Origin of the sequence: Neisseria mucosa (genome assembly GCF_003044445.1) — a bacterium.
Classification (GTDB): Bacteria; Pseudomonadota; Gammaproteobacteria; order Burkholderiales; family Neisseriaceae; genus Neisseria; species Neisseria mucosa_A.
Genome location: NZ_POWX01000009.1, coordinates 66,933 through 86,786, shown reverse-complemented (window position 1 = coordinate 86,786; position 19,854 = coordinate 66,933). Strand labels below are relative to the sequence as shown.

Annotated in this window: 18 protein-coding genes and 2 tRNA genes; 13 read left to right on the top strand and 7 right to left on the bottom strand. The window is 49.7% G+C overall.

The annotated features are described in order from the left end of the window. Positions 1 to 230 (bottom strand): hypothetical protein (locus DBY90_RS13720; protein WP_234405111.1); only part of this gene is annotated, 230 nt, incomplete at its 3' end. On the opposite strand from DBY90_RS13720, the gene DBY90_RS06960 reads away from it, so the two are divergent. Beyond that, positions 217 to 750 (top strand): inorganic diphosphatase, encoded by a 534-nt coding sequence (locus DBY90_RS06960; RefSeq protein ID WP_003741020.1) that lies wholly within the window; start codon positions 217 to 219, stop codon positions 748 to 750. The genes DBY90_RS13720 and DBY90_RS06960 overlap by 14 nt on opposite strands. A gap of 215 nt (positions 751 to 965) precedes the next feature. Here the strand turns inward: DBY90_RS06960 and DBY90_RS06955 are convergent. Together DBY90_RS06955 and DBY90_RS06950 are read right to left on the bottom strand one after the other, a co-directional pair. Next, positions 966 to 1,040: transfer RNA gene (locus DBY90_RS06955), tRNA-Glu, on the bottom strand. Positions 1,041 to 1,056: 16 nt separating this feature from the next. Further along, positions 1,057 to 1,133 (bottom strand) — tRNA-Arg (locus DBY90_RS06950). A gap of 118 nt (positions 1,134 to 1,251) precedes the next feature. Between DBY90_RS06950 and DBY90_RS06945 the strand changes: the two genes are divergently transcribed. The 3 genes from DBY90_RS06945 (at position 1,252) to thiD (ending at position 4,852) form a co-directional block, all read left to right on the top strand. Beyond that, the gene (locus DBY90_RS06945) at positions 1,252 to 2,655 is read left to right on the top strand and encodes a 3'-5' exonuclease family protein (RefSeq protein ID WP_070492894.1); all 1,404 of its coding nucleotides are present in this window, start codon (positions 1,252 to 1,254) and stop codon (positions 2,653 to 2,655) included. A 209-nt stretch (positions 2,656 to 2,864) separates the two neighbouring features. After that, on the top strand, positions 2,865 to 3,662 hold the full coding sequence (locus DBY90_RS06940) for a Cof-type HAD-IIB family hydrolase (protein WP_070492896.1): 798 nt from the start codon (positions 2,865 to 2,867) through the stop codon (positions 3,660 to 3,662). Positions 3,663 to 4,045: 383 nt separating this feature from the next. Then, the gene (gene thiD, locus DBY90_RS06930; RefSeq protein WP_070492324.1) at positions 4,046 to 4,852 is read left to right on the top strand and encodes a bifunctional hydroxymethylpyrimidine kinase/phosphomethylpyrimidine kinase; all 807 of its coding nucleotides are present in this window, start codon (positions 4,046 to 4,048) and stop codon (positions 4,850 to 4,852) included. A 79-nt stretch (positions 4,853 to 4,931) separates the two neighbouring features. On the opposite strand, the gene DBY90_RS06925 is transcribed toward thiD, so the two are convergent. Beyond that, on the bottom strand, positions 4,932 to 5,813 hold the full coding sequence (locus DBY90_RS06925) for a carbohydrate kinase family protein (RefSeq protein ID WP_070492330.1): 882 nt from the start codon (positions 5,811 to 5,813) through the stop codon (positions 4,932 to 4,934). Positions 5,814 to 6,269: 456 nt separating this feature from the next. On the opposite strand from DBY90_RS06925, the gene alr reads away from it, so the two are divergent. The 3 genes from alr to DBY90_RS06910 all read left to right on the top strand — a co-directional run bounded on the left by alr (position 6,270) and on the right by DBY90_RS06910 (position 9,318). Next, on the top strand, positions 6,270 to 7,328 hold the full coding sequence (gene alr / locus DBY90_RS06920) for an alanine racemase (RefSeq protein WP_070492331.1): 1,059 nt from the start codon (positions 6,270 to 6,272) through the stop codon (positions 7,326 to 7,328). 347 nt (positions 7,329 to 7,675) lie between these two features. Next, on the top strand, positions 7,676 to 7,948 hold the full coding sequence (locus DBY90_RS06915) for an ACT domain-containing protein (protein ID WP_070492333.1): 273 nt from the start codon (positions 7,676 to 7,678) through the stop codon (positions 7,946 to 7,948). 14 nt (positions 7,949 to 7,962) lie between these two features. Then, a complete protein-coding gene (locus DBY90_RS06910) occupies positions 7,963 to 9,318 on the top strand; it encodes a PFL family protein (protein ID WP_009174020.1) in 1,356 nt (451 codons plus the stop codon). Between the two features lie 86 nt (positions 9,319 to 9,404). Here the strand turns inward: DBY90_RS06910 and DBY90_RS06905 are convergent, their stop codons facing one another. Together DBY90_RS06905 and DBY90_RS06900 are read right to left on the bottom strand one after the other, a co-directional pair. Further along, entirely contained in the window at positions 9,405 to 10,301 is an 897-nt protein-coding gene (locus DBY90_RS06905; protein ID WP_107986886.1) for an IS3 family transposase, read from the bottom strand. Next, positions 10,205 to 10,555 carry a helix-turn-helix domain-containing protein gene (locus tag DBY90_RS06900; protein WP_003745332.1) on the bottom strand — a complete coding sequence of 117 codons (351 nt, stop codon included), beginning with the start codon at positions 10,553 to 10,555 and terminating at the stop codon, positions 10,205 to 10,207. The genes DBY90_RS06905 and DBY90_RS06900 overlap by 97 nt, the downstream gene beginning before the upstream one ends. 163 nt (positions 10,556 to 10,718) lie before the next feature. Here DBY90_RS06900 and DBY90_RS06895 point away from each other — a divergent pair, with 163 nt between their 5' ends. From DBY90_RS06895 to DBY90_RS06870, 6 genes are all read left to right on the top strand, one after another. Next, positions 10,719 to 11,138, top strand: coding sequence for an OsmC family protein (locus tag DBY90_RS06895; RefSeq protein WP_003741038.1), 420 nt, complete (start codon positions 10,719 to 10,721; stop codon positions 11,136 to 11,138). 361 nt (positions 11,139 to 11,499) lie between these two features. Then, positions 11,500 to 12,216: a GntR family transcriptional regulator gene (locus tag DBY90_RS06890; RefSeq protein WP_070491742.1), complete on the top strand. Its 717-nt coding sequence runs from the start codon at positions 11,500 to 11,502 to the stop codon at positions 12,214 to 12,216. A 147-nt stretch (positions 12,217 to 12,363) separates the two neighbouring features. Further along, positions 12,364 to 13,446, top strand: a complete 1,083-nt coding sequence (gene trmA, locus DBY90_RS06885) for a tRNA (uridine(54)-C5)-methyltransferase TrmA (RefSeq protein ID WP_107986884.1) — start codon at positions 12,364 to 12,366, stop codon at positions 13,444 to 13,446. Positions 13,447 to 13,563: 117 nt separating this feature from the next. Then, positions 13,564 to 14,334, top strand: coding sequence for a sulfite exporter TauE/SafE family protein (locus DBY90_RS06880; RefSeq protein WP_070491738.1), 771 nt, complete (start codon positions 13,564 to 13,566; stop codon positions 14,332 to 14,334). 104 nt (positions 14,335 to 14,438) lie between these two features. Then, on the top strand, positions 14,439 to 15,539 hold the full coding sequence (gene aroC / locus DBY90_RS06875) for a chorismate synthase (protein WP_107986882.1): 1,101 nt from the start codon (positions 14,439 to 14,441) through the stop codon (positions 15,537 to 15,539). A gap of 229 nt (positions 15,540 to 15,768) precedes the next feature. Then, entirely contained in the window at positions 15,769 to 16,233 is a 465-nt protein-coding gene (locus DBY90_RS06870) for a ProQ/FINO family protein (RefSeq protein ID WP_070491734.1), read from the top strand. A gap of 571 nt (positions 16,234 to 16,804) precedes the next feature. Here the strand turns inward: DBY90_RS06870 and DBY90_RS06865 are convergent. Next, a complete protein-coding gene (locus tag DBY90_RS06865) occupies positions 16,805 to 19,462 on the bottom strand; it encodes a calcium-binding protein (protein WP_070491732.1) in 2,658 nt (885 codons plus the stop codon). Positions 19,463 to 19,854: the final 392 nt, after the last annotated feature.

The following is a 19,854-nucleotide window of genomic DNA, read 5'->3' as shown; positions in this document are numbered from 1 at the left end:
ATTACTACAACCGCGAGCGTTGCAGTTTGAAATTGAAAAAGCTGAGTCCTGTCGCATACAGAACCCAGCTTGCACAGAGCGCCTGAATAGGCTTTTATGAGTGTCCAAGATTTGGGGGCCAGTTCAGTTTTCAGACGACCTTTTTCCGCATTTTCAGAGAGTCTTTTGTTTGCTATACTTCCGCCGTTCAAACTTCCGTCAAATAAAGGAAATAAAATGGCAGACTTCAATAAAATCCTGACTCCGGGCGATGTGGACGGCGGCATCATCAACGTCGTCAATGAAATTCCCGCCGGCAGCAACCACAAAATCGAATGGAACCGCCGCCTCGGCGCATTCCAACTTGACCGCGTCGAACCTGCAATTTTCGCCAAGCCGACCAACTACGGCTTCATCCCGCAAACCTTGGACGAGGACGGTGACGAATTGGACGTATTGCTGGTTACCGAACAGCCTTTGGCGACAGGCATCTTCTTGGAAGCGCGCGTCATCGGTGTGATGAAGTTTGTCGATGATGGCGAAGTGGATGACAAAATCGTCTGCGTTCCCGCTGACGACCGCAACAACGGCAACGCCTACAAAACCCTTGCCGATTTGCCGCAGCAGCTGATCAAGCAAATCGAATTTCACTTCAACCACTACAAAGACCTGAAAAAAGCAGGTACAACCAAAGTTGAATCTTGGGGTGATGTGGAAGAAGCAAAAAAAGTAATTAAAGAATCCATCGAACGTTGGAATAAACAGGCTTGATGTTTTATTTCAATAAATAAGGAAAGGTCGTCTGAAAATGATTTTCAGACGACCTTTTGATTGGAATAGGGGCAAGAAATAATATTGAAAAGTTTTGTATGGTAACGTAGAAAGAAACAAGTCAGTTGCTGCCTGCCTAGGTATTCAAGATGGCGGTTATTTAAGATGGTTCAAAAACTAAAGCCTTGCTAAAACAGCAAGGCTTTAATCAAAACTGGCACGCCCACGGGGAATCGAACCCCGGTTACCGCCGTGAAAGGGCGATGTCCTAACCGCTAGACGATGGGCGCGGATAAATAAATTTTTTGGCGCACCCGGAGCGATTCGAACGCCCGACCCTCTGGTTCGTAGCCAGATACTCTATCCAACTGAGCTACGGGTGCGCTGTAACAAAGATTAAAATTATAGGGAGTGGCTGGAATTCTGTCAAGGGTGTTGTTGGAAAATAAACAGGGAAAGTGTAAAATGCGCGGCTATTGGTTGAATTTACAGGAAAATAAAATGGAGAGCGTTTCTCGCTGGCCGTTGTTGCAGAAGGCGTTTGCCCGTTTCGGGAGGCCTGTGGTTGTGGTGGATTTGGAAACTACCGGCGGGAATCTGTATCAAGACAGGGTAACGGAAGTTGCTTTATTGCGTTTCGACGGGCAAAGCGTATGCCGTCATGAGTGGTTGGTGAATCCGTGTAAGCCGATTCCTGAATTTGTCGCGCAACTGACGGGTATCAGCAATGAGATGGTGAGAACGGCTCCGTTGTTTGCGGAAATTGCTTTACAGTTGTTGCCGCTTTTACGGGGAGCCGTGGTGGTGGCGCATAACAGCCGTTTCGACTATACCTTCCTGCGCCATGAGTTTCGCCGTGCCGGAATTGATTTTGCTGCGCCTGCTTTGTGTACCGTCCAGTTGTCGCGACGCCTTTATCCCGAGTTTTACAAACACAATTTGGACAGCATTATCGAACGGAACGCAATCTCAGTGGAAAACCGTCATCGCGCGATGACCGATGTCTTGGCTTTGAGCGATTATTTGGAACACAGCTTGTGCGAAAAGAATACAGAAGATTGGGATAATTACTGCCGATCTTTGATGAATCCGAAAATGCTGCCGAATTGGGTAACGGATGCTTTGGCGGCGCAGCTTTATGCGTTGCCGGACAGCGAAGGTGTGTTGGTCTGGTTTGACGCATTCGGCAAAGCGCAGGCGGTAGTTGCATTGGAGAAGGCGTATAGCGAAACGGCAGAAATGCTGCATGGTAAAAAAGTTCCGCTTTATTTGAAGGCTGCGGCTTCCGTGCGTTTTATTCCTGCGTTGGGCAGCCTGCATTCGGTATGGCTGAAGGCGCAGGTAATGAGGGAATATGGTATCCGCCCATCTGAACGAGCCGTTTCCAAGCCTACTGCATTTTCTACGGTTCGTTTTTCTCCCGACGAACACGGTGTATTGCAGGCAAGAATTGTGCCTTTGGATAATGGCAGTCGTGCTGTCCGCCCGTATGGGTTGTTCATCCATAAAAAAGCCGCCAAACGCGCGCTTAATACTTGGGCGCTGGAAAACAGACTTTGTCCTGATGCCTTGAATATCCTGCCTGTTGCAAATGGAAAAGGTGTGCCGTGTCCTGTACAGGCACTCGGGCAATGTGACGGTGCCTGCCGTACCGAGGATGGGATAGAAGCGCAAAACGGACGTATCCGCGAATTGGCGCATTTGTTGCCCGTTGCAGACTGGGGGAGAGCGCATGAGGTGGAGATTACGGAAACGGACGGCTTATCCGGGAAAAGCATCACTTTGCGTTGTGCCGGTGGGGCGATTGCTATGCCGGACGGCGGCTGGTACTTTGATGACAGTCTGCCCGCGTTGCTGAAAATGAAATTCAGGCGGGAGCGGGAAAGTGTCAAAATTATTGCTTAATGTAATAATGGCGAAAATGGAATAAGCAGGTTTCAGACGATTTCTGATAACCTGCTTATTTTTTAATCAGGTTTGTTTTTCTCTTGGGAATCAATATGAAGTCGGATTTATACACAGCTTGTTTACATCATTGCATGTAGAAATTGTGCATTGTTCCCGTCATTGCACGTTACAATATAGATCGTCTGAAACCGATTGTATGCCTGATAATGAATACGCCAAAAATTATTTTTTTCGATATTGATGACACGTTATACCGAAAATATACCGATACGCTGCGCCCGTCTGTTGCTAAAGCGATGGAGGCATTGAAAGCGCGGGGTATTTTGACGGCGATTGCGACTGGGAGACCGCCTGTGGCCATCCCGGGTAAGGTGAAAACCCTGATACGCGACAGCGGCATTGATATGCTGGTTACGATTAACGGGCAATACACGACGTTTCACGGAGAGGTGTTGCAGGCTTATCCGATGATTGAAGCTGAAGTGGAGCGGATGTGCACATTTTTTGACAGTCAGTATATTGATTATGCTTTTGTAAATAATGATGAAATTGTTGCATCGGCTGCCGGCGAAAGGGTAAAAGAAGCCTTGTCGCACATCCTGCCTGCTTTTGAAGTGGATAAAGAATATTTCCGCAAACAATCGGTTTATCAGATGCTGGTGTTTGCAGATAAAGCCCAAGAGCAGGAAATTATCGGAAAAATACAATCCGAAGGCTTCAAATCCGTGCGTTGGCACGAGTCTGCGCTGGACATGTTGCGCCGCGAAGGTTCAAAAGCAAGAGGCATTGCACATGCAGTAGAAAAGTTGGGCATAGGCATGGAAGATGTTATGGCTTTCGGTGACAGCTTTAATGATTTGGAAATGCTCTCATCCGTCGGCTTCGGCGTGGCCATGGGAAATGGTGAGGAGGCGGCGAAGGCCGCGGCGAAATTTATTGCGCCGAGTGTAGATGAAGATGGCGTGTACAGGGCTTTGGTTGAATTGGAAATTATTGACGGATAATGTTTTTTTTAGAGTTAGGTTGTCTGAAAAGCAGGTTTCAGACGGCCTCTTTGTTGGAATAGTATAGTGGATTAAATTTAAATCAGGACAAGGCGACGAAGCTGCAGACAGTACAGATAGTACGGCAAGGCGAGGCAACGCCGTACTGGTTTAAAGTTAATCCACTATAAAAAGTCGGGATGGTGATTTTGGGCTGAGTCCATGAAAATTGTAAAAACATATCCCTAAAATCCCCCATTTCAAACCGGAATAAACCAACTAAAATACAGCTGTAAATATTTCGCTATAACAATAAAATGTCGTCTGAAAACAAGCATGATGGGTTTTCAGACGACCTTCAAACCTCTTCCTAAATCGTCCAACCAAGCAATAGGAGAAACCAAATGGAAGAAACATTCGTCCAAACGCTGACCATCGCAGGCTCGGACTCCGGCGGCGGTGCGGGGATACAGGCGGATTTGAAGACGTTTCAGATGCGCGGCGTATTCGGCACCAGCGTGCTGACCGCCGTGACCGCGCAAAATACGCTCGGCGTATCGGCGGTGCATCTGGTTCCGACCGATATCATTGCCGCGCAAATCGAAACCGTCCGTGCCGATTTTGAAATCCGCGCCTATAAAATCGGGATGCTGGGTACGGCGGAAGTGATTGAATGCGTAGCCGAAAATTTGAAAAAATGCCGTTTCGGCAAGCGTGTACTTGATCCTGTCATGATTGCCAAAGGCGGCGCGCCGCTGTTGCAGGATTCCGCCGTCGAAGCGATGAAGCGCCTGCTGCTGCCCGATACGGACATTCTGACGCCCAACCTGCCCGAAGCGGAAGCCTTGACGGGTGTACGCATTGAAAACCGCCAAGATGCGGAACGCGCCGCCAAAATCCTGCAAGATTGCGGCGTGAAAAACGTAGTGATTAAAGGCGGGCATTTGGGCGACAGCCGCAGCGAATACTGTACCGACTGGTTGTTTACGCCGGATGAGGTGTTTGAATTTACCGACCGCCGCTTCCCGACGGCGCATACGCACGGCACGGGCTGCACGTTCTCCGCCTGTATCGCCGCCGAGCTGGCAAAAGGTTTTGAGACGTTAGAAGCCGTACAAACTGCCAAAAAGTACATTACCGAGGCGATTCGCAATCCGTTAAACATCGGCGCGGGACACGGTCCGGTCAATCATTGGGCGTATCGGGATTGAGGGATAACAAAAGGTCGTCTGAAAACAGAAAATCCGTTTTCAGACGACCTTTTGTTATGACATCCTTTGATTGCAAAAATCAAGCCGGATTCATGAAGCTTTCGATTTCCTGTAAGGAAATGTCGGGCGTTGCGCCGTGTCTGGAGGCGACTAGGGCGCCGAGTGCGCAGGCGAAGGTAATGGCTTCTTGCGGCTCGGCATTGTTGAGCAGTTTGTAAGTCAGTCCTGCCAAGAAGCTGTCGCCGGAGCCGACTGTATCGGCAACTTTGATGCGGAAGCCGCAGTGGCGGTAGAGTTCGCCGTCTTTGTATAAAACCGCGCCGTGTCCGCCCAAGGTAACGCAGATGATTTTTGCGCCGGTCAGCTGGGTCAGGTAGGCGATGTTTTGTTCGATGCTGTGGTATGGCGAGCCGTAAGCTGCAGATAATTCATACAATTCGTCGTCATTGAGTTTGAGCATATCCGCACGCTTCATGGTGGCGAGTAGGCGGTCGGTGTCGTAGTGGGGTTTGCGCAGGTTGACGTCAAAGATTTTGAATTTGGCTTTTTCCATCAATTTGTCTAATGCCGAGCGGGAGATTTCGTCGCGTGTGGCAAGGCTGCCGAACACGAAGGCATCGGATTCGGCGACACGCTGCAAGGCGGCATCTTCGACGACGATGCGGTCCCATGCGCAAGGATACACGATTTCGTATGACGCGCTGCCGCATTTGTCTAAAGTTACTTTGACCAGGCTGGTATCACATTCTTTGCACACTTGCAGCAGGTCGGTATTGACGTTTTTCGCTTGGATTTGGCGCAGCAGCTCTTCGCCGTCGGCATCATCGCCACGACGGCTGATGATGGCGGTATCGACTCCGAAGGATTGCAAACGGACCAAAACGTTTAGCGGCGCACCGCCCAACACTTTGCCGCTTGGAAAATCGTCCCACAACACTTCGCCGAAACTGGTTACTTTCATTTTAGGCCTTCCTTGCTTTGAGTTGATTGGCTGGAACTGCTACGCTGCGTACGGCCTACGAATCATGTATTTGTAGTAAAATTCCAATACTTAGGCGCGTAAGTATTATGTTTTAAAATCTACCGACTGACAAGCAATCGCGGGATTATCGGTCAGGAAGTTTGATTCATCACAATATTGCGTTACAGGCGGCCTGATTCGGCAAATCAGCAGGGTTTATTTTTCTTTCATTTTATAAGTGCTTTGAGAAGGGGGTAGGCTGATTTTTGAAATTTAAATACAAATCGGCAGAATATGTTTGAACAGACGGGCTATATTCCAATTTTCTTCATTTCATTACGATATTTAAAAACCCTCTCTTTAAGCCTATAATGTAGTCGTTAAAAATACTGAAAGGTCGTCTGAAAACATGAATATCCATTTTCAGACGACCTTCATTAACGGAAAGAACAAATCATGCGTCCATTAAATGCCCGAATCCGCTTGGACAATCTGCGCCACAATTACCAAACCCTGAAACAGATTCACGGTGGCAAAATGCTTGCCGTTATTAAAGCGGACGCTTACGGACACGGCGCGGTACGGTGCGCCCACGCATTGTCCGACCTTGCCGACGGGTTCGCCGTCGCCACCGTGGACGAAGCCGTCGAATTGCGCGAGAACGGCATTACCAATCCCATCGTATTGCTCGAAGGCGTGTTTGAAGCGTCGGAATATGCCACCGTTGATAAATACAATTTGTGGCCGGGCATTGGCAGCCAATGGCAGCTCGAAGCCTTAATCGCCCATCATTGGCAGAATCCCGTTAAAGTCTGGCTCAAAATGGACTCCGGCATGCACCGCGCCGGCTTCTTTCCGCATAACTATACTTCTGCCTACACCGCCCTGAAGCAATGCAAACACGTTGACAGCATTGTCAAATTCAGCCATTTCGCCTGTGCCGACGAACCCGAAAATGGCATGACCGAAATGCAGCTCGAAGCCTTTGATTTGGCGTGTGAAGGTTTGGAAGGCGAAGAAAGTCTTGCCAACTCCGCCGCCATCCTGAACGTCCCTGAAGCGCGCCGTGACTGGGGACGTGCCGGACTGGCGCTTTACGGCATCTCTCCGTTCGGCGGCGTGGACGAACGCCTGAAACCCGTCATGCGCCTGACTTCCCGCGTATTCGGCGAACGCGTCCTGCAACCTCATTCCCCTATCGGCTACGGCGCGACGTTTTATACCAGCAAATCTACCCGCGTCGGTTTGATTGCCTGCGGCTACGCCGACGGCTATCCGCGCCGCGCCTCGACCAATTCGCCCGTTGCTGTCGAAGGCAAACGCAGCCGCATCATAGGCAGGGTGTCTATGGATATGATTACTGTCGAACTCGATGCTTCCAAAGAAGGTTTGGGCGCGGAAGTCGAATTGTGGGGCGACGTTGTTAATATCAACGAAGTCGCCGAAGCTGCCGGTATGATTCCGTATGAAATCTTTTGCAACGTCAAACGCGCGAAGTTTACCTATTCGGAGTAATTTAAGCGGCGTTTTGAACTGAAGGTCGTCTGAAAACAAAGTTAACGGTTCCGTTACATAGTTTTCAGACGACCTTCTTCATAAGGCTTTTTGAAAATCCAAATATTTTAAGAGCTGCCGTCATTCCCGCGCAGGCGAGAATCCAGAACATAAAATTTAGGAAACTTTTTTCTTTGACGATTTCTGCATGGATAAATCTGGATTCCCGCCTGCGCGGGAATGACGGCAGACGGAATATCAGGTTCGAGTAATACAAAATTGTCAACAATCCAAGTCATATTATTCTAAAGCGGTGCTATAATTTCCCAAATCAATTTTTCAGACGACCCCTACAAGGACCCTGACTTATGAATAATTCAGTCATCACCGTCATCGGCAAAGACCGCGTCGGTATCGTGTACGACGTTTCCCGCATTCTCGCAGAAAACCAAATCAACATCCTCAATATCAGCCAGCAGCTGATGGACGATTTCTTCACCATGATTATCTTGGTGGATACCTCAAAATGCCCCAAATCACGGCAGGAAATGCTGGATTTGTTTGCGGAAAAGAGCAAAAAACTCGCGCTTGATATCCGCATGCAAAACGAAGAAATCTTCCAAGCTATGCACCGCATTTAAGTCGGAGGAATGTGATGAGTATCCAATCCGGCGAAATTTTAGAAACCGTCAAAATGGTTGCCGACCAGCATTTCGACGTCCGCACCATTACCATAGGCATTGATTTGCACGACTGTATCAGCACCGACATCGATGTACTGAACCAAAACATTTACAACAAAATCACCACCGTCGGTAAAGATTTGGTCGCTACGGCGAAACACCTGTCTGCCAAATACGGCGTGCCGATTGTGAATCAGCGTATTTCCGTCACGCCGATTGCCCAAATCGCGGCGGCGACCAAAGCCGATTCTTACGTCAGCGTGGCGCAGACTTTGGACAAGGCAGCCAAAGCCATCGGCGTGTCCTTTATCGGCGGCTTTTCCGCGCTGGTGCAAAAAGGCATGTCGCCTTCAGACGAGGTGTTAATCCGCTCCATTCCCGAAGCGATGAAGACCACTGACATCGTGTGCAGCTCCATCAATATCGGCAGCACGCGCGCGGGCATCAATATGGACGCGGTCAGACTGGCGGGCGAAACCATCAAACGCACGGCTGAAATCACGCCCGAAGGTTTCGGCTGCGCCAAAATCGTCGTATTCTGCAACGCGGTGGAAGACAATCCGTTTATGGCGGGCGCGTTTCACGGATCGGGCGAAGCGGACGCCGTTATCAATGTCGGCGTGTCAGGGCCGGGCGTGGTCAAAGCCGCGCTGGAAAATTCGGACGCGGTCAGCCTGACCGAAGTCGCCGAAGTCGTGAAGAAAACCGCCTTCAAAATCACCCGCGTGGGCGAACTCATCGGCCGCGAAGCCTCGAAAATACTGGGCATTCCGTTCGGTATTCTCGATTTGTCACTGGCGCCGACCCCCGCCGTCGGCGACTCGGTGGCGCGCATCCTTGAAGAAATGGGCTTGAGCGTCTGCGGTACGCACGGCACGACGGCTGCTTTGGCATTGCTGAACGATGCTGTGAAAAAAGGCGGCATGATGGCTTCCAGCGCGGTCGGCGGTTTGAGCGGCGCGTTTATCCCCGTTTCCGAAGACGAAGGCATGATTGCCGCCGCCGAAGCAGGCGTGCTGACGCTGGACAAACTCGAAGCGATGACCGCCGTCTGCTCGGTCGGGCTGGACATGATTGCCGTTCCCGGCGACACGCCCGCGCACACGATTTCCGGCATCATCGCCGATGAAGCCGCCATCGGCATGATCAACAGCAAAACCACTGCAGTGCGCATCATTCCGGTAACGGGCAAAACCGTCGGCGACAGCGTCGAGTTCGGCGGCCTGTTGGGCTACGCGCCTGTAATGCCGGTCAAAGAAGGTTCGTGCGAAGTGTTCGTCAACCGCGGTGGCAGGATTCCCGCGCCGGTGCAGTCGATGAAGAACTGATTGCTTGACCATGAAAAAGGTCGTCTGAAAACTTGCAATGCTTGTTTGAACTGGCCCCCAAATCTTGGACACTCATAAAAGCCTATTCAGGCGCTCTGTGCAAGCTGGGTTCTGTATGCGACAGGACTCAGCTTTTTCAATTTCAAACTGCAACGCTCGCGGTTGTAGTAATCCATATAATCATCTATCTGTTTCATCAATTCATCCACCGTCAATTCCCCTGCACGATAGAAACACTCCGTCTTCAGCACGGCAAAGAAGCTTTCCATCGGTGCATTGTCCCAACAATTCGCCTTTCGCGACATGCTTTGAACCATGGAATGTTTTGCAATCAATTTCCTATATTCCGCCGTACGGTACAGCACACCTTGGTCCGAATGAAGCATCGTTCCTTTATCAGTCAGCCGGGGTGCGGCTTTTTCGAGCATTTCCTTTACCATTTCGCTGTTAGCATTGCGGCTCATGGCGTAGGCGACGATTTCGCGGTTGAACAAGTCCAATATCGGCGAGAGGTACAGTTTGCCGTCCTTTCCTTTGAGTTCGGTCACGTCTGTCAGCCATTTCTCGTTGGGCTTTCGGGCTGTGAACGGGCGTTTGAGGAGGTGTTCCGATATTTCGCCCATGGCGGGATGGCGGTAGGCTTTTTTCGCCCGTATGAGGGCTTTCAGTTCCATCTGCTTCATCAACCGCGCTGCTTTTTTGCGGTTCCAACCCAATGCTGCGGCAATGCGCCTTTGCCCGTAGCGTCCTTTATGCCGTTCGTAGATTTCGGCGATAAGGGCTTTGTCGGCTTCGTCGGGGTCGGGTCGGTCTTGGCGGTGGTAGTAAAAGCTGCTTTTGGGCAGGTTTGCGATGTGCAGCAGGTATTTGAGCGGGTGTTGCGCCCTCAGTGTTTGGACGGTTTGGCTTTGTCCTTTTCGGTCCGCTTTTGGCTGAGGGCTTTTAACTCCTTTAGGTAGGCAACCTTTGCGCGCATATAGCACAACTCTTCGATAAGCTCTGCCTGTGTTTTTTCGTGGTCGGGTTTGTCGGCGATGAAGGGGTTTTTGCGGTGGTCGGTCATGGTTTTGGATTGGGGATGTTCGAGTGCGCCGATGCCGCCTTCTTGATAGGCGCGTATCCATCGTCGCAGGTGGGTTCGGGAGATGCCGTAATGATCTGCGGTACGCTGTTGGCTGCGTATATGCAGGTAGTGGAGTACGGCTTGGTATTTGAAGTGTAATGTATATTTGCTCATAAAAAAACTGCACCTTGTGAGTTGGAGGGGGATGTCCAACTTTTGGGGTGCAGTTCAGTTTCAGACGACCTTTTCCAACTCTGCGCCTGTATTTATCCGTAGAAATTGTTTACAATATGAAAATACGCCTGCTTTTCAGGCATTTCCCGACAGAAAGGCAATCATGCAAGTTACATCAAAATGGATAGACGGAATGTGCTTTGTCGGCACGACCGAAAACGGACACAGCGTCGTCATGGAAGGCGCGGCGGCGGAAGGGCAGGCGAAACGCGGTCCCAGCCCGATGGAAATGCTGCTTTTGGGTGTGGCGGGCTGTTCCAGCATCGATGTTGTGATGATTGCCGAGAAACAGCGTCAGAAAGTGGTTGACTGCCAAGCGACGGTTACCGCGAAGCGCGCCGACGATGCCCCGCGCGTGTTCACCGAAATCCACATCCATTTTAAAGTCATCGGACACAATCTGACCGAATCCGCCATCGAACGCGCCGTGCAGATGTCCGCCGAGAAATATTGTTCCGCCTCGATTATGCTGGGCAAGGCGGCGAAAATCACCCACAGTTTTGAAACCGTCGAAGCAGAGTAATTTTTCAGACGACCTCCCGTATCTTTCAGGGGTCGTCTGAAAAGCGTTTAGAGGCGGAATACTGTTAAAGCGTGAATAAAGACCGCCCGACAAAAAAGCAGATATATTCACGCTACACCATGAATATATCTGCTTGCTTATTGTGGATTCTCTCTCTATCAGCCTTTATAACTTGGCCTTTCGACATATTGTGCAAGCTTAGTTAGGGATTGTCAACAATTTTTAATTATATCTTAATCAGGTTTCGTGACATATTGAAATAGAATCAAGCAAAAAGCGATGCATGGCGGCTCAACACCGTCGGAAATTTCCAGTCATTTCAAACAATATGCCACGCCAGACCATGAGGAGAGCTTAAATAATGAATACCGATAACGAAACCCTCCATGCGCCCACCCCTTCTTCCATGATGCCGGCAGGCAGGCACGATTCGGAGCTGTTTCGCGTTTACGCCCTGATTTTGGACGGTATCACCGATCATGTTTTACTGCCCGGCAAAAAACTGACCGAATCCGAGCTTTGCCGCCAGATGGTCTGCTCGCGCAATACCGTGCGCGGCGCGCTGTCCCTGTTGGCGCACGACAAAATCGTCGATTTGCAGCCCAATCGCGGCGCGTTCGTCCATGTGCCTGATTTGAAGGAAATGCAGGACGTGTTCAACGCGCGTATCGAAATGGAAAGCATGATTCTGAACCTTCTGTCCGATATGCCCGATTTGGAAACCCGCCTCCAGCCGCTTTACGCCATGATCGAGCGTGAAGAACAGGCGTCCGACAGCGGCGATCGCGTGGGTTGGAACCGCCTGTCCAACGCCTTTCACGTCGAACTGGCGCGCCTGATCGACAATAATGTCTTGTTCGATATCATGAACACACTGTGCGCCCGTTCTTCGCTCATCGTCGCCGTCTTCGATGCGCAGCGTAATGAAAAACGCGCCATCAATCCCCATACCCATTCTGAACACCGCGAAATCCTCGACCTGCTGGTCAACGGCAAACGCAACCGCGTCGTCAAAATCATGCGCAAACACTTAAGCGCGTGCGTGGAGCGTTTGGAACGCAAATACGAAGGCGAGTAATCAAACGCCAATAAAAGGTCGTCTGAAAACGAGCGTGGGTAGGTTTTCAGACGACCTTTGTCAGCATTTTCGGTGTTGTCAAACATCTTTACGCCAACCTGCCGACCAAACCGACATTACGGCATTTTTTCATGAGACATTTCTCCAATGACCGCTTATACGCAACAGCTCGACCAAAAAATCCAATACTTGCAACAGCTTTTCCAAGGTTTGGATTTTCCTGAAATTCAAGTTTTCGAATCCCCCGAACAGCATTACCGTATGCGCGCCGAATTTCGCATTTGGCACGAAGGTGGCGAAATGTTTTACGCCATGTTCGAGCGCGGACAGAAAGCAAGCGGCGCAAGTCTGATACGTTGCGACCAATTTCCCGCCGCTTCGGAGTCTATCAATACCTTGATGCCCAAACTCATCGAAGCCGCCACGCAAAATCCCGAACTCAAAAACCGCTGGTACGCCGTAGAATTTCTGTCTGCGCTAAGCGGCGAGATGCTCGTTACCATGATTTACCACAAAAAACTGGACGAAGCGTGGCAGCGTGCCGCCGAAACCTTGGCGCGTGAATTGGGCATCCATATCATCGGTCGGAGTAGGGGGCAGAAAATCGTTTTGACTCAAGACTATATAACCGAAGAGCTGAACGTAAACGGCAAAACCTTCCGCTACCGCCAAGTCGAGGGCAGCTTTACCCAGCCCAATGCCCGCGTGTGCGAAAAAATGCTCGGATGGGCGTGTGATGTCGCACAAAATCTCAGCGGCGATTTGCTCGAACTTTACTGCGGCAACGGCAATTTCACCCTGCCGCTCTCGCAGCATTTCCGTCAGGTTTTGGCGACCGAAGTGTCCAAAACTTCCGTTTACGCCGCGCAATGGAACATCAAGGCTAACCAACGGGACAACATCAAAATCGCCCGTCTCTCCGCCGAAGAGTTTACCGAAGCCTATACTCAAAGCCGCAAATTCCGCCGCCTGCAAGAGCAGGGCGTTTCGCTGAAAGATTATGGTTTTTCCACCATTTTTGTCGATCCGCCCCGCGCCGGCGTCGATGATGAAACGTTGAAGCTGGTTTCCCAGTTTGACAACATTATCTATATTTCCTGCAATCCCGAAACACTGCGCGCGAACCTCGACACCCTTTGCCAAACGCACACTGTCGAACGCGCCGCCTTGTTTGATCAGTTCCCGTTTACGCACCATATCGAAAGTGGCGTTTATTTGAAGAAGAAATAAAAAAGCGGGGTTGAAAAAGGTCGTCTGAACATTTTAAAAACATGGACTTTCATGTGCAAAACTGTTTTCAGACGACCTTTTCCCTGATAAGAAATTTCCAATAAAGCCTGAATCATCATGCCCGTAGATTCCTTTTTCTACCTCTTACTGCTCACCGGATTTTGTGCCGGACTGATGGACGCGGCGGTTGGCGGCGGCGGGCTGCTGCAAGTCCCGGGGCTGTTCAACCTGCTGCCCACTTCCACGCCCGTGGCTTCGGTGATTGGCACCGACAAATTCGCTTCCTACTTCGGCACGCTGACCGCAACGGGGCAATACCTGCGCAAAATCCCCGTGCCTTGGAAAGTGCTGCTGCCCGCCGCCGTGCTGGCGTTTGCCGCTTCCTATCTGGGCGCGAATGCCGTGGCGTATCTGCCCGTGCACTACATGAAACCGGCGATGTTGGTCATCATGGTGGTCATGTGCCTTTATACTTTTCTGAAAAAAGACTTGGGGCAGGCGGTGCGCACCGAAAAATTGACGCGCCGCGAAACCTTATGGGGCTTGCTGTTCGGCGCGCTCATCGGTTTTTACGACGGCATCTTCGGGCCCGGCTCAGGCAGCCTGCTGGTCTTCGTGTTCGTCCGTTTTTACGGTTATGATTTCCTGACGGCGAACGCATCCGCCAAAGTCATCAATTCCACCACCTACCTTGCCGCGTTGACGTTTTTTATCCCGCAAGGGCATGTTGTTTGGGCGTGGGCAATTCCGCTTGCGCTGGCGAATTTATGCGGCAGCGTGGTCGGCGCAAAATTGGCGATACGCGGCGGAACCAAGTTTCTACGTTACGGATTTATGGTGTTGCTGTGTCTGACCATAGGCAAATTTGCTTGGGATTTGATTCGATAACAGAAGGCATACCGCAGGCAGGATTCATCCTCCGAAAGCGTTTCAGACGACCTTTGTATGCTAAAATCCGTCATCTTTCAGCATATGACCGATAGAGGGAAAACATGGCAGGCAACACTTTCGGACAACTCTTCACCGTTACTACTTTCGGCGAAAGCCACGGCGCAGGTTTGGGCTGCATCATCGACGGCTGCCCGCCCGGACTGGCATTGACCGAATCAGACATCCAAGCCGACCTCGACCGGCGCAAACCCGGCACCAGCCGCCACGTTACCCAACGCCGCGAAGCCGACCAAGTCGAAATCCTCTCCGGCGTCTTCGAAGGCAAAACCACCGGCACACCCATCGCCCTCTTAATCCGCAATACCGACCAACGCAGCAAAGACTACGGCAACATCGCCACCAGCTTCCGTCCCGGCCATGCCGACTATACCTACTGGCACAAATACGGCACGCGCGACTACCGCGGCGGCGGCAGAAGTTCCGCCCGCGAAACCGCAGCTCGTGTTGCCGCCGGAGCTGTCGCCAAAAAATGGCTGAAAGAAAAATTCGGCACGGAAATCACCGCCTACGTTACCCAAGTCGGCGAAAAAGAAATTCAGTTTGAAGGCTATGAACACATTTCCCCAAATCCCTTCTTCGCCGCCAACCAAAGCCAAATCGCCGAGCTGGAAAACTATATGGACAGCGTGCGCAAATCCTTGGATTCCGTCGGCGCGAAACTGCATATCGAAGCCGCCAACGTCCCCGTCGGCTTGGGCGAACCCGTTTTCGACCGCCTCGATGCCGAAATCGCCTACGCCATGATGGGCATCAACGCCGTCAAAGGCGTGGAAATCGGCGCAGGCTTCGGCAGCGTCGTCCAACGCGGCAGCGAACACGGCGACGAACTCACCCCGCAAGGCTTCCTGTCCAACCACTCAGGCGGCATCCTCGGCGGCATCAGCACCGGGCAAGATATCCACGTCAACATCGCCATCAAACCCACCAGTTCCATAGCCACCCCGCGCCGTAGCATCGACATCAACGGCAACCCCGTCGAACTCGCCACCCACGGCAGACACGACCCCTGCGTCGGCCTGCGCGCCGCCCCCATCGCCGAAGCCATGCTCGCGCTGGTACTTATCGACCACGCCCTGCGCCATCGCGCGCAAAATGCTGACGTAGTGGTCGATACGCCCGACATCGCCAAGCAGCATAGATAAAATTGAAAGAGGTCGTCTGAAAACAAACATGACGGATTGTGCCGAACGTTTTCAGACGACCTTTTCGTAACGCTATGGCGACAGGTGTGTCGGCGCCGTCCGTAAAATAAACATTTACAATCGAACATTCGCAAAAAAACTTAGCCAAAACACAGGCTTTATACTAAAATACCGCCATTACCGTGCCATAGCGAAACGCACGGCTTTATTTTAGAGGAATACAAACGACATGACACAAGAAACCGCTTTGGGCGCTGCTTTGAAATCCGCCGTCCAAACCATGAGCAAGAAAAAACAGACTGACATGATTGCCGACCACATCTACGGCAAATACGACGTCTTCAAACGATTCAAACCGCTGGCCGTCGGTATCGACCAAGACCTTGTTGCCGCGCTGCCCCAATACGATCCTGCACTGATCGCCCGCGTCCTCGCCAACCATTGCCGCCGCCCCCGCTACCTCAAAGCCTTGGCGCGCGGTGGAAAACGTTTTGATTTGAACAACCGCTTCAAAGGCGAAGTCAGCGCGGAAGAACAAGCCATCGCCCAACAGCATCCGTTTGTCCAGCAGGCTTTGGCAGAACAAGCCGAGCGTCAAGCCGCCAAACAGGCAGCGCAAACTGAGGCAGTAGAAGTCGAACAAGTCGGCGCAGCAGTCGAAACTGAAGAAGTGGCACAAAACAACGCCGAATAATACCGAATTGCTTTTAAAAGGTCGTCTGAAAACGGATTTTCTGTTTTCAGACGACCTTTTTTATTGGTATTTCAAATCAATGGAGGAGGGGCAGAGGGGACACGCTTTGCGCCTATTATTTTTGTTTTGACAGGGGAGGGTAAACGGTGGATGTTCGTTGATTTTTTATCGGTGATTACACGTTTTTTAAAGATGGGTTTTTATATGCGTGAGAATGGTAGTAGGGGAGGAATATTTTGTTTTGTTTGAGGTTATTTTTAAACTTGGAAAATCAAGATAAAAAAATGCGCATATCGTTTGGGATATGCGCCAAGTCTACAAAGGAGAAATAGAGGAGAAAAATCAAGCTGCATCAAGCAACTCAACGGGCGTCATTATGATACAATAAAAAAGTCTTGTCAATGGTTTTTATGAAAATTCGTAAATTGTTGCATTATATGCAACATATTGCATCAGTATCGGAAAATAGTAGCATTTGACCTTGAAGAATTATCATTAAGACAAAACAAAAGGTCGTCTGAAAACCTTTCCCACCGATAATGGGAGAAGTTTTAGACGACCTTTCAGATGGTTAAATCAAGCCGTGATTGACGGTACTATCCATACCTAAAGCTTTCAGGAATTGGGTAGTGGTATAGCTTTCGCCACCTTCAAATTTAAAGGTGTCAACCGTATCATGACCAGATGGGGAATGAACCATATCCTTGATAGTCAATGCGTTATTTGAACCTTTCAGCTTCACAACCCAGTCTTTGCCTGTGGTCAATTCGATATCTTTAATCGTTAAATTTCCTGAGAAGAGAACGGTAGTGTCTGCTTCTGTGCGGATATTGTGCAATGTATCTTTTCCGCTTTCCTTTCCTAACATAATGGTATTTTTAACCGAGTGTCCGGAGTCGAAAATGGCATCATTACCCGTACCGCCGTCAATGACGTTGTATCTTCCTAAGGTGATAATATCTTCTCCTTTGCCACCGTAGAAGGTAACTTTACCGATCACGTCTGAAAAGTCCGCAGTATCGTTATCAGCCGATCCGTAAACAACGCGGTTGTATCCCCTCTGATCAACGCCATACCAGTCAATCTTATCGGTAAGGTCGTGGACAAGGTTACCGGCTTTGTCAAAGTGAGGCACATTCAGACCAAAATGCTCAATGATTTCGCCAACGGTATAGGTTTTGGAATCAAACTGGAATTCGCTGATTGCGCCGTAAATGCCGGATTGGTTTTTAATAGTCAGGACATCGTTTGTTCCTTTGATTGAAATGTTCCAAGTATCTCCGTTCAGACGGGGAATAATAATGAATTCGGAATCGGAAGGGATATGATCAATGCCGGATTTGTTATAGCCTTGGGTCATCGAAATTTCTAAATCATCCAAAGTCAGGCCGCCGGTGAATTTAACGGTATTGGCGTTTTGCATTCCGTTTGGGTTGAATTCGGGATCAAGATTGAAATTGTAGTCAAAGATGGTATCGTGTCCGTATCCTTTACCAAAGACGTAAGTATCTCTGTGTTGTCCGCCTTCAAGATGGTCATCGCCGGCACCGCCGTCCAGATAATCATCACCAACGTCGGCATACAATTTATCATTGCCATCGCCGCCGTAGAGTTCGTCATCGCGTTCATTACCGAAATAGCTTGTTCCGCTATCACGCAATATGTCATCTCCGCCTAATCCGTACAGACGGTCGCGTCCGTCGATTCCGCTGTCGATGGTATCGTTTTGCTCTGTACCGGTAAGGATGTCGTCTCTTGCTGTGCCGGTGATGGTCGAACCTTGTTTGTTTGAATTGGCAACAGCTTTGAGCAGGGATTCGTGGGTATAGGTTTCGCCGAGCAGTTCAAAACGTCCGATAGCAACTTTGCCGTCTGAGCCGATTTGATCCCGAATCAATGCGGAGCCGTTTGCGGACGTAATCAACCAGTCTTTCCCGCCTTGTGCGTTGTCATTGACGCTGATTTTGAGGTCTTTGATACGGAGGTCGTCTGAAAAACGCAAAGAGTTGTTTTCTTGGTTGTCGATAATCGTATCATCGTCGCCGAAAATATAGGTGTCGTTACCTGCGCCGCCTTTCAGGGTATCTTTTCCTTTGCCGCCGATTAAGGTGTCGTTGCCTGCGTCGCCATTGATGTTGTCGTTCCCTTCGCCACCATCCAGGTAGTCATCACCGTCGCCACCGTTAAGGTTATCATTTCCACCCATGCCGTAAACGGTATCGTTGCCGCGTCCGCTGTTGAGCCGGTTGTGTCCGGCGTTGCCGGTCAAGATATTGTCGCTGTTGTTACCTGCGCCGAAGATATTGGCATTGCCGGTCAAGGTAACGTTTTCAACATTGGTTGCCGCTGTGTAGGAAACGCTGCTGATTACGGTATCGGTACCTGCACCTTTTCCTTCGATAATGACATCTTTGACATTATCAACATAATAAGTATCGTCTCCCCATCCTCCGCTCATCGTATCGGCACCGGCTTTGCCGTCAATAATGTCATTGCCATCACTACCATTTAAAACGTCGTCTGAATCGGTTCCATTGATGGTCAGGTTTTGTGGTTTCGCTGTTTCAACATTGGCTTTTGTTGCACGAATAAATTCGGCTACATTCAAAACACCGCTGTCAAAAACAAATTGATGGATGGAAGGGACGCTGCTTCCGGCAGTATATTGGTTGCTGATGGTCAGTACGGAATCTGTGTTTTTAATAGAGATTTTCCAATCTTGCCCACCGTCATTGTTGGCAACAGCCGTTATTGTCAAATCTTCGGCACGCAAGCTTCCGGTAAAGCGGATGCGGTTGTTTCCCTCGGTATCGATAATGGTATCCCTGCCGCCTGCTGCATTGAAAATGTAGGTATCGTTACCCGCACCACCGTTAAGTATATCGTCACCGGCTTCCCCGTTTAATGTATCGTCGCCATCTTCACCGAACAGTAAATCAAAGCCTTCCCCACCGTTGATGGTGTCATCGCCACCGCCACCGTAAACGGTATCATTGCCGCGTCCGCTATTAAGACGGTTACGTCCGCTGTTGCCAATTAGGATATTATCCCCGTTATTTCCTGCTCCGAAGATATTAGCATCGCCTTCTAGAATTAGATTTTTTTCTCCGGCAGCAAGTGTACGGCTGATATTGCTGCGGATGTAGGTTCCGTTATTGGTATTTCCTGTATCTGCCGAGATGGATACGCCGTGCATGTGCTGTGTTGAAGGAGTTTTTTTGATATTCATAAATATTGTTTTCCGTAAAAATGAAAGATTAAACGGTGATGATGAGAAACTATTTGGGTTGTTGGTATTTCTGATTAAATAAAACAATTTAGCACAGTAGTGGGAAAATTGTTGTATTTAGGTACGAACGGATATAAATATGGCATGAATGGTTTGACTGATTATTTTATTTAAAGTTCTGATTTTGAAAAAAATAAATATTTCATTTTCATTTTTTGTAAATAAGGCAATGAGTTGATTCAAATTTTGTTATGGTATTACAGTATTTAAAAATAGAATAAATAACGATTTCTCGAAAAGTACTTCGATAAATAAGCCGCCTATCAAACAGTTTGGAGATGAGGTTTGACACATTGTTTTATTGAACATACGCTTATTTTTGTATTCCATAT

What these genes read in the sequence shown, in the direction of transcription:
- DBY90_RS06915 (WP_070492333.1), top strand. Translation starts at nt 7,676, where the DNA reads ATGAATAATTCAGTCATCACCGTCATCGGCAAAGACCGCGTCGGTATC.
- DBY90_RS06900 (WP_003745332.1), bottom strand. Translation starts at nt 10,555, where the DNA reads ATGAGCAAATATACATTACACTTCAAATACCAAGCCGTACTCCACTAC.
- DBY90_RS06890 (WP_070491742.1), top strand. Translation starts at nt 11,500, where the DNA reads ATGAATACCGATAACGAAACCCTCCATGCGCCCACCCCTTCTTCCATG.
- DBY90_RS06865 (WP_070491732.1), bottom strand. Translation starts at nt 19,462, where the DNA reads ATGAATATCAAAAAAACTCCTTCAACACAGCACATGCACGGCGTATCC.
- DBY90_RS06940 (WP_070492896.1), top strand. Translation starts at nt 2,865, where the DNA reads ATGAATACGCCAAAAATTATTTTTTTCGATATTGATGACACGTTATAC.
- DBY90_RS06945 (WP_070492894.1), top strand. Translation starts at nt 1,252, where the DNA reads ATGGAGAGCGTTTCTCGCTGGCCGTTGTTGCAGAAGGCGTTTGCCCGT.
- aroC (WP_107986882.1), top strand. Translation starts at nt 14,439, where the DNA reads ATGGCAGGCAACACTTTCGGACAACTCTTCACCGTTACTACTTTCGGC.
- DBY90_RS06895 (WP_003741038.1), top strand. Translation starts at nt 10,719, where the DNA reads ATGCAAGTTACATCAAAATGGATAGACGGAATGTGCTTTGTCGGCACG.
- DBY90_RS06925 (WP_070492330.1), bottom strand. Translation starts at nt 5,813, where the DNA reads ATGAAAGTAACCAGTTTCGGCGAAGTGTTGTGGGACGATTTTCCAAGC.
- alr (WP_070492331.1), top strand. Translation starts at nt 6,270, where the DNA reads ATGCGTCCATTAAATGCCCGAATCCGCTTGGACAATCTGCGCCACAAT.
- thiD (WP_070492324.1), top strand. Translation starts at nt 4,046, where the DNA reads ATGGAAGAAACATTCGTCCAAACGCTGACCATCGCAGGCTCGGACTCC.
- DBY90_RS06880 (WP_070491738.1), top strand. Translation starts at nt 13,564, where the DNA reads ATGCCCGTAGATTCCTTTTTCTACCTCTTACTGCTCACCGGATTTTGT.
- trmA (WP_107986884.1), top strand. Translation starts at nt 12,364, where the DNA reads ATGACCGCTTATACGCAACAGCTCGACCAAAAAATCCAATACTTGCAA.
- DBY90_RS06870 (WP_070491734.1), top strand. Translation starts at nt 15,769, where the DNA reads ATGACACAAGAAACCGCTTTGGGCGCTGCTTTGAAATCCGCCGTCCAA.
- DBY90_RS06910 (WP_009174020.1), top strand. Translation starts at nt 7,963, where the DNA reads ATGAGTATCCAATCCGGCGAAATTTTAGAAACCGTCAAAATGGTTGCC.
- DBY90_RS06960 (WP_003741020.1), top strand. Translation starts at nt 217, where the DNA reads ATGGCAGACTTCAATAAAATCCTGACTCCGGGCGATGTGGACGGCGGC.